Source organism: Vannielia litorea (assembly GCF_018424695.1).
GTDB classification, from domain to species: Bacteria; Pseudomonadota; Alphaproteobacteria; order Rhodobacterales; family Rhodobacteraceae; genus Vannielia; species Vannielia litorea_A.
This window is the reverse complement of sequence record NZ_QTNQ01000114.1, coordinates 1-9,895: the sequence shown is the minus strand read 5'-3', so window position 1 is coordinate 9,895 and position 9,895 is coordinate 1. Positions and strand designations below refer to the sequence as shown.

The following is a 9,895-nucleotide window of genomic DNA, read 5'->3' as shown; positions in this document are numbered from 1 at the left end:
GTGCCGATGTGGATGAAGCCCGCGACGGTTTCATGCAGTGCAAGGCCGAGGCCCTGGGTGATGAACTCGCGGTCATGGCTGCCCCAGCCCGAGAGCCAGTTGGCGCCCCAGCCGGAGGCCAGCGCGGCGTTGAGCAGGGCGAGGCAGACGGCCCCGGCGGAATAGAGCTGCTCGACCATCGGGATCTTGTCGCTTTGCACCGGCGAGGAGACCACCGCCACGGCGAGGCCGGGCTGCTTGAGCTGGGCCTGAAACTTCTCGATCTTCTCGGGCTCGATCTCCAGCGCCGCGCCGCGCTCCCCCGCCAGCGTGGCCAGCCGCTCCAGCGCAGCGCCTTCCAGCACGATGAAGCGCCAGGGCTCCAGCTTGCCGTGATCGGGGGTGCGGGCGGCGGCTTGAAGGATTGGCCCCAGCTCTTCGCGGGTGGGCACCGGGGTGGTCAGCGTCTTGGCCGGGCGCGAGCGGCGGGTGAGGAGGAAGTCGAGGGCGGCGGGGTTTTTCTCGGGCATGGGCACTCCTTGGCGGTTGGCCCTTATGTCGGGTGTTTTGCGCCGGGGTTCAATGGCTTCACTCCCACCACGAGTCGATGGCGGCAATGTCGTCATCCGACCAGCCGAAGTGGTGGGCGAATTCGTGCACCGTGACGTGGGCGATCAGCTCTTCGAGCGACTGGCCGGGCCTGTCGCGCCATTCGGCGAGGATGGGTTGGCGGAAGAGCCAGACGGTATCGGGGAAGGGATCGGGGTAGCTGGCGGATTTTTCGGGCAGCGGGGTGCCTTCGTAGAGACCGGTCAGCTCGCGCGGGTCCGTCATGCCGAAATCGGCCATGATCTCGGGCGTCGGCCATTCGGCGATGCGGATCACCACCGCGCGGGCGGCGGGGCGCAGCGCGGGGGGCATGGCCTCGACGGTGTCATGGGCGATGCGGAGGAAGTGGGCGTCGTCGCGGGACATGGTTGGGACGTGGGGTGTGGGCCGCCCCGGGGCCAGGGCCGGGGCGGCGCAAGTCACTCAGGCGGCGGTGACGCGCCAGATCACGTCGCCCACGTCATCGGCCATCAGCAGCGATTTGCCATCCGCGCCGAGGCAGACGCCGACGGGGCGGCCGTAGGCGAGTTTCTCGTCTTCGGAGAGGAAGCCGGAGAGGATGTCGCGCGGCGGCTCGGTTTCGCTGGGCTTGCCGTTTTCGAAGGGGACGAAGAGCAGCTTGTAGCCCGAGAGCTTGGAGCGGTTCCAGGAGCCGTGCTGGCCGATGACCATGCCTTCACCGAAGCCGGGCAGGGTGCCTTCGGGCATCCAGCAGAGGCCGAGCGAGGCGGTGTGGCCGCCGAGCGCGTAGTCGGGCTTGATCGAACCGGCGACGGCGGCAGGGTCTTGCGGCACGCGGTCGTCGACGATGCGATCCCAGTAGGAGTAGGGCCAGCCGTAGAAGCCGCCCTCGTCCACGGTGGTGAGGTAGTCGGGCGGGGTTTCGTCGCCCAGGCCGTCACGCTCGTTCACCACGGTCCAAAGAGCGCCGGTGGAGGGCTCGAAGGCGGTGCCCACGGCGTTGCGCAGTCCGGAGGCGAAGATGCGAGCCTCTTCGGTCGCCACGTCCAACTCCCAGATAGCGGCGCGGCCCTCTTCGACCTCCATGCCGTCGTCGGCGATGTTGGTGAGCGAGCCGACGCCCGCGTAGATCTTGGTTTGGTCGGGCGAGACGATAAGGCTGCGGGTCCAATGGCCGCCGGGCTTGAACTCCACCAGCTTGCGGGCGGCGCTTTCATCGAGCCGGGTGATGCCGGGCGGGAAGGGGAAGGCGACGATGCCATCGGTGTTGCCGAGGTAGAAGGTTTCGCCCACCACGGCCATGCCGAAGGGCTGGCTCTGGTTCTCGACGAAGATCTCGCGGTGCTCGGCCACCCCGTCGCCATCGGCGTCGCGCCAGAGGGTGACGCGGTTGGCGCTGTTGCCCATCGCCTTGATCGCCTTCATCGTGGCATGGGCTGCGCGGTCCATGAAGGATTGGGGCGGGGTCTCGATCTGGCTGGCTTCGGCCACCAGCACGTCGCCCGTGGGCAGCACCTCGATCCAGCGCGGATGATCGAGCCCTTCGGCGAAGGCGTTGACCTTGAGGCCGGGGGCGCAGGTGGGCAGGCGGCCATCCTTCCAGCCTTCGGCGGCGGGCATCTTGAGGGTCATGATGCCCTGCTTCTTCGCCTCCGGAATCTCCGGGCTGCCGCCCATCGCCTGGGTCGTGGGCGCGCCGATGCGGCGCACCAGCGCCACCGTGCCGCCGACGAGGGCCGTTGCCTTTGCGATGATATTCATGGTCTCTCCTTCGCGCCTTTTGCCCGAGTGGTAGCGCTAAACGCGGGGCGGCAACAGCCCTGGCGGGTGGTGCCCGGGTTGATTTGCCGGAGCTTTCGCGGATAGCCTCTTTCTGACGCGTCCGCCGCATTTCGGTGTCTGTGACCGCCCCTGCGGCGCATCAGGCCATCCGGGCGGTGAGATCATCTCGAGAAACCGAAAGACAGGTTCACATGACCCGAAAGAGCACGGTCTACGCCTTTATCCCTGCCCGGTCGGGCTCGGTCGGCTTGCCGCACAAGAATATCATGCGCATCAACGGGCATCCGTTGCTGGCCTATGGCGTCGCCTTCGGCAAGGCGCTCGGTATCGATCGGGTGATCCTTTCGACCGACTCTGAAGAGTATGCCGAGATCGGTCGGTATTATGGCGCCGAGTGCCCTTATCTGAGAGGCGCTGAGGCGAGCTCTGGGACGGCGATGGAAGAAGATATTCTCGCCGACATGGAGGCCAACCTGCCACGTTTCGGAATCGAGATGCCCGACATCTGGCTGCGGTTGAAGCCCACCAACCCGTTCCGAAGTGTGGAAGACGTGCGGCGCGCCATCGAAACGCTTGAAGAGAGACCTGAGGTGGATTCGGTGCGCCACGTCAACGCGTCCGAAACGCGGCTTTGCACGATCAACGATGACGGTTTTCTGGAGCCGCTACTGGAGGGGTGGCCGGAAGATCGCTCGGTCATTCGGCGCACGGAGTTTCCGACGGCATATCAGGTGTTCAACCTTGATGTTCTGCGCCATGAAAACCTGGCCAAGTATGGCTCGGCCTATATGGGCAAGCGCGCGCTGCCGATCATCGGGGAGGCGATCACCGGGATCGACATCAACAACAAGGATGATTTCGACGTGGTGAAGGCGTTGATAGAGATGCAGCCGCGGCCCGAGGTCGTCGCCCGGCACCTCGTGGAGCCCGAACAGCCCGCCTATCCGGGCTGATCCGAGGGCCAGAGCGGCAGGCCGGTGTCGTCTGCAAGGGCGCGGTCGGTGGGGAAGACCGGGGCGCACAGTTGGTGGAGCCGGGCGAATATCTGCTGGTCTGCATCGACGTGGATGCGCTTGTAGTCCATCGAGGTGTAGGAGGCCCCGCCAGACCGGAAAGAGACTCCCGCCACGGCGACGCGGGTCGCGCCGGCGGCCAGTGCAAACAAGATCGCGCGAAGCCCCATCGAAGGCTCGTAGGTGCGGTGCAGCAAGATGCGGCCCGGATTGAGGACGCTGTTGTAGATCGTGCTGATGTCGAGCCGGTGCAGAATGGTCAGCTCGTCATAGGTGTAGCCGATCTCGGAGAGCAGTCTGAGCTGTACTGCGCAGCCAGGGTCAGCGCGGCGCGGGAAGAGGACGAGGTGGCCGGTTCTGCGGCCCGCGAGACGTTTCAGCTTGTCGGCACTGGTGGCCTGACCGTCTCCCATCGTTGATCGCATGCAGGTGATGTGGGGGGCCTCCACGCCCAGAGGTTCGAGCGAAAGTTGCGCCGCGTTTGCGGTGACGATGGTGCGCCCTTCGAGAAACTTGGCTGGCACGACGGGGTCCGGTGCCGAGGCAAAGGCCAGCACATCACCGTGCATCGAGGGAAGCTGGGGCTTGCCGCGCAGGGCAGCGCGAATGCTTCGACCGAAATTTATCACTGACCCGGTTTCTCTGGCTTGAGTTTGAAGCGGTTTACCCGAGGTCGCTCAGAGCTGCCAGAGCGCCGGCCTGCGAATACCCGGACGCGCCGGCGACTGATGCCGCCTTGCCTTACCCCTCTGCCGATTGGTAAAGAAACCTGACCACCCCGGGGAGCCAGCATCATGACCGTCATCACCTGCATCGACGACCTCAAGCGCATCCACAAGCGGCGCGCGCCGAAGATGTTTTACGACTACTGCGAAAGCGGGAGCTGGACGGAGCAGACCTTTCGGGAGAACGTGAGCGATTTCGACAAGATCCGGCTGCGCCAGCGGGTGGCCGTGGATATGTCGGGGCGCTCCACTGCGAGCGAGATGATCGGGCGGGAGGTGGCGCTGCCCACCGCGCTGGCACCGGTGGGCATTTGCGGGATGCAGCATGCCGATGGGGAGATCCTGGCGGCCAAGGCGGCGGAGAAGTTCGGGGTGCCGTTCACCCTCTCCACAATGTCGATCTGCTCGATCGAGGATGTGGCCGAGAACACCTCCGCGCCCTTCTGGTTTCAGCTCTACACCCAGAAAGACACCGATTTCACCGACAACCTCGTGCGCCGGGCCAAGGAGGCCAAGTGCGAGGCGCTGGTGATCACGCTCGACCTTCAGATCCTCGGCCAGCGCCACAAGGATCTGAAGAACGGTCTCACCGCCCCGCCCAAGCTGTCGGTGCCGGTCATGCTGGACCTCGCCACCAAGTGGCGCTGGGGCCTGCAGATGCTGCAAACCCAGCGCCGCGAGTTCCGCAACATCGTCGGCCATGCCAAGGGCGTGGAGAACACCCGGAGCCTGCACGACTGGACCGCTGCGAACTTCGACCAGACGCTGGATTGGGACAAGGTGAAGCGCCTGATGGACCAATGGGGCGGCAAGGTGATTTTGAAGGGCATTCTCGACGGCGATGACGCCGAGGAGGCCGCGAAGCTTGGGGCCGATGCGATTGTGGTGAGCAATCACGGCGGGCGGCAGCTGGACGGCGCGCTCAGCAGCATCCGGATGCTGCCGGAGATCGTGGAGCGGGTGGGCTCGAAAACCGAGGTCTGGCTCGATAGCGGCATTCGCTCGGGTCAGGACATTCTGAAGGCGGTCGCACTTGGAGCGAAGGGCACCATGATCGGGCGCTCTTACGTGTATGGCCTCGGGGCGATGGGGCAGGCGGGTGTGGAGAAGGCGCTGGAGGTGCTTCAGAAGGAGATGGATATTTCCATGGCACTCTGTGGCAAGCAGAACCCCGGCCAGTTCGGGCGCGACATGCTGCTGGTGCCCGAGGACTTTGGCGGGCGGTGGCAGGCCTGAGCGCGGCGGCTCATCGGGCCTCGGCTGGCGCCTCCGTTTGATTGTCTTCGCTCTTCGCCGCTGAGGCGCGCAGCGGTATCAGCAGGAGCGGCGCCAGGGCCACGAGCAGGCCGACGGCCACAAAGGCCATGCGCAGCCCCGCCGCCTCGGAGATTGCCCCCAGCAGCGGCGGGCCGATGAAGAAGCCGGTGTAGCCGATCACCGCGGCGCGGCTGATGACCGCCGGGCGCAGATCGGGCGGCGAGAGGCGGCCCGCGAGAGCAAAGACCATTGGCGCGATGACCGACACACCCAGACCAAGAATGCCGAAGCCCGCGTAGGCCACCAGCGGCGTGGGGGCGAGCGCGGCGAGGAGCGCGCCCGCGGCGGTGACAAGCGCGGCCAGCGTGGTGAGCCTGGCTTCCGAGACATGGGCGGTGGCAAATTGCCCGGCCAGCCGCCCCGCGCACATGGTGAAGCCCAGCATCGCCGGGCCGATGGCGCCTTCTGCGGCGCCGCCGCCCAGGGTGCGCTCGATATGCAGCGCCGACCAGGCTTCGGTTGCCTGTTCGGCGAGGAAGGCCAGCAGGATGATGAGCCCGCCCCAGAGCGCGACCGGCGGCAAGGCGACGCGGGGCGGGGGGGCTTCGCCCTTCACCGGGGGCGGCAGCTCGCGTTGCAGCGCGATGGCCCCGAAGACGACTGCGAGCAGCCCCAATCCGGTGAAGGTGATCGCCGGGGCCGTTCCGCCGTCACGCAGCAGGCCAGCCAGCAGCGCCGAGGTGCCATAGGCCAGTGAGAATGTGGCGTGGTTGAGGTTCATCAGCGAGGCCCCGGTGCGGGCCTCGATGGCGGAGAGGCGGGCGTTCATCACCACGTCGAGCAGGCCCGCCGCGCCACCGGCCAACACCATTGCAGCGGCAAAGGTCAGCACGCCACCTGCCCACATCGGGGCCTGGAACATCACGCCGAGCAGCAGGCAGCCCAGCGCCATCGCGGCGCGCCCGAAGCGGGCATCAGCCCGGGGCGCAAGCCACATTGCCGAGATCGAGCCGATGGCCGCCCCCAGCAGCACCAGCCCCCAGGTGCCGTCATCGGCGCCGATCCCCGCCTTGAGCTGCGGCGTATAGGCAGCGAAGGCCCCCCAGAAGATGCCCACAGTTGCGAAGGGCGGCAGGGTGCGGCGGGAGAGGCGGATGGCGTGGGTGAGCGACATGGCCGCCATCGGAATCACGGGTTTGGGGCCAAAGCAACTTCCAAATTCAATTGAAACGCCCGTCAGTCCCGCCGGGAAAGCCACCAGAGGATGAGGCCCGAGGCGGGGATCGCCAGCAGCGCGGCGGCCAGCTCGGGCGCGGGCAGGCGGAAGGCGGTGTAGAAGACGGCGGCGCAATCGAGCGAGGCGAGGAATAGGCCGAAGGCTGCGACGGTGGTGGCAACGCCCCAGATGCCCAGTTCCACCCGGCTGGGGCGGGTGAAGACCGCGCCAATGAGGCGCAGCACGCCGGGCAGGGCGAAGACGAGGAAGAAGGAGACCATCAGGTCATCCTCGCCGCCCGCGCTCATAAGTCGGTTGCAGTAGAAAGGGTCACCCTCGGAAGGGCCCGGCACGAATCCCTCGGCCCTGTCTGGCCACCACAGGCCGATCCATGTGATCCAGCCACAGCAGGCGAGGTACGCGAGGTTGAGCAGGGCGCGCATGGCGGAGTCGTAAACCGGGCGAAACCTGTGCAAAACCCCTTGCCAAACAGCCCTTCGGCCTCTAAGGGAGCGCCTTCACGCGGGCATACAGCCTTGGAGGATGCCCGCCCTAACCTATGGAGAATCAACATGGCTGGACAGATCCCTGATCTTCACGCCGAGGCCCGGACGGGGACAGGCAAGGGCGCCGCTCGTCAAGCACGCCGCGATGGCATGGTGCCCGGTATCGTTTACGGCGGCGGGGTCGACCCGCTGGCAATCAACCTTCCGTTCAACAAGCTGTTCACCCAGCTGAAGGCCGGTCGTTTCATGTCGACCCTGTTCAACATGAAGGTCGAAGGCCAGGAAGACGTGCGCGTGATCTGCCGGTCCGTCCAGCGCGACGTGGTGAAAGACCTGCCGACCCACGTGGATTTCATGCGGCTGAAGCGCACCTCGCGCGTCAACCTCTTCATCCCCGTCGAGTTCGAGAACGAAGACGCGGCCCCCGGCCTGAAGCAGGGCGGCGTGCTGAACGCGGTGCGCCCCGAAGTGGAGCTGGTGGTGACCGCCGGTGACATTCCCGAGAAGCTGGTGGTGGACCTGACCGGGCTGGACATCGGCGACACGGTGACGATTTCGAGCATCACCCTGCCCGAAGGCGCCAAGCCCACGATCGACCGTGACTTCGTGATCGCCAACATCTCCGCCCCGTCCGGCCTGCGGGCTGCCGACGACGAGGACGATGGCGAGGAAGTGGCCGCCGATGAGGTGCCCACCGCCGGCGAAGAAGAGGCCGCCGCCGAGGAGTGATCCTCGCGAGGCATGGAATTGGAAAGGGCGTCCTGCGGGGCGCCCTTTTTTTGTTCTGGGAGAGGGTTTGGGGCAAGAAACTCTTTCCCCAACGGTCGAAGGCCGAGGTGATTTGCGGGGAGGTTTCGATGGCTTCCGGGGGAGACGGACTTAGTATGATGGCAGGTCGGATCTGCGCACGGAACTACCGTGGGTGTCTGAACGCGAGCCGCTGCTCGACGTTGGACATTCTTCCCATACGGCCGCTCAGGGCACGCTCCGGAAAACCTAGCGGTTTGTCCTTCCATCATAGCATGCGAACGCCAGCTTGTTTCCATCTGGGTCACGAACATAAGCGACGTAGAACTTGTCGCCATATCGCTCCGGGCGAAACCCGGGGCGCCCTTCGTCCCGCCCGCCGCGTTTTAGCGCAGTTCGGTAGAGTGCATCGACCAAGGTTGCCGTTGGAAATCGAAACGTGGTCATTGCGCCGTTTCCAACGCTGGCTGGATTGCCGTCATAGGGATGGCAGGAGAAAAATCGGGGTACTGTCTCATCATCCGGGTCGCCCCAAGACGCAACTTGCTCATCTTGGTAACAAGGGGACAGCCCCATCATATCGAAAAGCGGATCGTAGAAATCCTTGGCGCGTTTCAGATCATTTGTTCCCACCATTGTGTAGCCAATCACTTTAGCCGCCCTTCTCTGCTTCCTTGCCGTAGCCGCCCAACAGTGTGTGGCGACCGATCTCCCAAAAGACCACGATCAGAAAGACCTCCATACAAGTTTGTACAGTCTACAGGAGACATTCGATCTACCTGCGGAATCTAGCAGTTTGGGCGCGATGCAGACCTTCGCTGTATACCGTATGGGCTCTCGCCCAAAGCAAGCCGTTCGCGTCCTCTCCCGAACCTCACCCCGCCAGCGTCACCACCACCGGCTTGCCGCGTGTCGCCACCACCGTATGCTCATATTGCACGCAGGGCGCGCGGGGGGTGGCGAGGAGGCTCCAGCCGTCACCGCCGTCTTCGGCCCAGAGGCCGCCGCGTGAGAGGAAGGGTTCGACCGTCAGCACAAGGCCATCGGTGATGGCGCGGCGGTCGCGGGTGGGCCAGGTGGGGATTTCCTCGGGGTATTCGTGGAGCGCGCGGCCGGTGCCGTGGCTGGCGAGGTTGCGGATGAGGGTGTAGCCGCGTTTGCTGGCGAACCGACCGATGGCGGAGCCGATGGCGCCGAGGGGCCGCCCAGCGCGGACCTGCGCCACGCCGATCTGGCAGGCCTTGCGGCCGTCGGTGCAGAGCCGGTTGAGCGAGGCGGGCACGGCACCGACGCGGAAGCTGGCGCCGGTGTCGGCAAAGAAGCCGTTCCTGGAGGCGGAGACGTCGATGTTGACCAGGGTGCCGGCGCGGATGACCTGCGCGCCGGGGATGCCGTGGGCGATGACCTCGCCCATGCTGATGCAGGTTGCGCCGGGAAAGCCGTAGGTGCGTTGCGGGGCGGAAACGGCGCCCTCACGCTCCAGAATCTCGGCGCCGATGGCGTCGAGCTCGGCGGTGGTCATCCCCGGCTCGAGGGCGCGGCCCATGGTGTGCAGGGTGTCGGCGACGATGCGGCCGATCTCGCGCAAGCCCTCGAGCTCGTCTTCATGGGTGATGGTCATGGGCGCTCCTTTGCCGCCAGCCTAGCGGGCTCTGGCGGGCAGCGGTAGGGTGGGGCGAGAGGGAGGCTTTGCCATGGCTGATGATGTCACACTCCACGGCTATCACTTCAGCGTCTACATGCGGGCGGCGCGGATGGCGCTGGCGTTGAAAGGCGTGCCTTATGCGGAGGTGGAGGTGAACCCGTTTGACGAGGCGGGGCGCGCCGGGCTGGTGGCGCTCAACCCGTTCGGGCGGGTGCCGGTGCTCGTGCATGGCGGCTTCACGCTTTACGAGACGGTGGCGATCACCGGCTACGTGGACAGGGCCTTTGACGGGCCTGCGCTGATGCCGGAAGGCGCGCAGGCGGCGGCGCGGCTGGCGCAGGTGATGGGGATCGTGGATGCCTATGGCTATGTGCCGATGGTGCGGCAGGTGTTCTCTCACGGGGTGTTCCGCCCCGCCGAGGGCCATCAGGGCAGCGCCGAGGTGGCGGCGGAGG

At 66.1% G+C, this 9,895-nt stretch carries 12 protein-coding genes; 4 read left to right on the top strand and 8 right to left on the bottom strand.

Annotated features, from left to right (window positions below):
• From DYI42_RS21905 to DYI42_RS21895, 3 genes are all read right to left on the bottom strand, one after another.
• Positions 1-509, bottom strand: a 509-nt coding sequence (locus tag DYI42_RS21905) for a nitroreductase family protein (protein ID WP_213548988.1), incomplete at its 3' end; no start/stop codon positions are given.
• A 58-nt stretch (positions 510-567) separates the two neighbouring features.
• Positions 568-954: a metallopeptidase family protein gene (locus tag DYI42_RS21900; protein WP_213548985.1), complete on the bottom strand. Its 387-nt coding sequence runs from the start codon at positions 952-954 to the stop codon at positions 568-570.
• 57 nt (positions 955-1,011) lie between these two features.
• Positions 1,012-2,310, bottom strand: coding sequence for a PQQ-dependent sugar dehydrogenase (locus DYI42_RS21895; protein WP_213548983.1), 1,299 nt, complete (start codon positions 2,308-2,310; stop codon positions 1,012-1,014).
• A 212-nt stretch (positions 2,311-2,522) separates the two neighbouring features.
• On the opposite strand from DYI42_RS21895, the gene DYI42_RS21890 reads away from it, so the two are divergent.
• A complete protein-coding gene (locus DYI42_RS21890) occupies positions 2,523-3,284 on the top strand; it encodes an acylneuraminate cytidylyltransferase family protein (protein WP_213548981.1) in 762 nt (253 codons plus the stop codon).
• On the opposite strand, the gene DYI42_RS21885 is transcribed toward DYI42_RS21890, so the two are convergent.
• Positions 3,272-3,973: a hypothetical protein gene (locus tag DYI42_RS21885; protein WP_213548979.1), complete on the bottom strand. Its 702-nt coding sequence runs from the start codon at positions 3,971-3,973 to the stop codon at positions 3,272-3,274. The two genes, DYI42_RS21890 and DYI42_RS21885, sit on opposite strands and share 13 nt — an antisense overlap.
• Positions 3,974-4,138: 165 nt before the next feature.
• On the opposite strand from DYI42_RS21885, the gene DYI42_RS21880 reads away from it, so the two are divergent.
• Positions 4,139-5,305, top strand: a complete 1,167-nt coding sequence (locus DYI42_RS21880; RefSeq protein WP_213548977.1) for an alpha-hydroxy acid oxidase — start codon at positions 4,139-4,141, stop codon at positions 5,303-5,305.
• Between the two features lie 10 nt (positions 5,306-5,315).
• Here DYI42_RS21880 and DYI42_RS21875 read toward each other — a convergent pair whose 3' ends face one another.
• Together DYI42_RS21875 and DYI42_RS21870 are read right to left on the bottom strand one after the other, a co-directional pair.
• A complete protein-coding gene (locus tag DYI42_RS21875) occupies positions 5,316-6,500 on the bottom strand; it encodes an MFS transporter (protein WP_213548975.1) in 1,185 nt (394 codons plus the stop codon).
• A gap of 62 nt (positions 6,501-6,562) precedes the next feature.
• Positions 6,563-6,985, bottom strand: coding sequence for a hypothetical protein (locus DYI42_RS21870; RefSeq protein ID WP_213548973.1), 423 nt, complete (start codon positions 6,983-6,985; stop codon positions 6,563-6,565).
• A gap of 129 nt (positions 6,986-7,114) precedes the next feature.
• On the opposite strand from DYI42_RS21870, the gene DYI42_RS21865 reads away from it, so the two are divergent.
• A complete protein-coding gene (locus tag DYI42_RS21865; RefSeq protein WP_213548971.1) occupies positions 7,115-7,777 on the top strand; it encodes a 50S ribosomal protein L25/general stress protein Ctc in 663 nt (220 codons plus the stop codon).
• Positions 7,778-8,044: 267 nt separating this feature from the next.
• Here DYI42_RS21865 and DYI42_RS21860 read toward each other — a convergent pair whose 3' ends face one another.
• Both DYI42_RS21860 and map read right to left on the bottom strand, forming a co-directional pair.
• Positions 8,045-8,446 (bottom strand): VOC family protein, encoded by a 402-nt coding sequence (locus tag DYI42_RS21860; protein ID WP_213548969.1) that lies wholly within the window; start codon positions 8,444-8,446, stop codon positions 8,045-8,047.
• Positions 8,447-8,669: 223 nt separating this feature from the next.
• Entirely contained in the window at positions 8,670-9,416 is a 747-nt protein-coding gene (map, locus tag DYI42_RS21855; RefSeq protein ID WP_213548968.1) for a type I methionyl aminopeptidase, read from the bottom strand.
• A gap of 73 nt (positions 9,417-9,489) precedes the next feature.
• Between map and DYI42_RS21850 the strand changes: the two genes are divergently transcribed.
• On the top strand, positions 9,490-9,895 hold a 406-nt coding region (locus DYI42_RS21850; protein ID WP_213548967.1), incomplete at its 3' end, for a glutathione S-transferase family protein.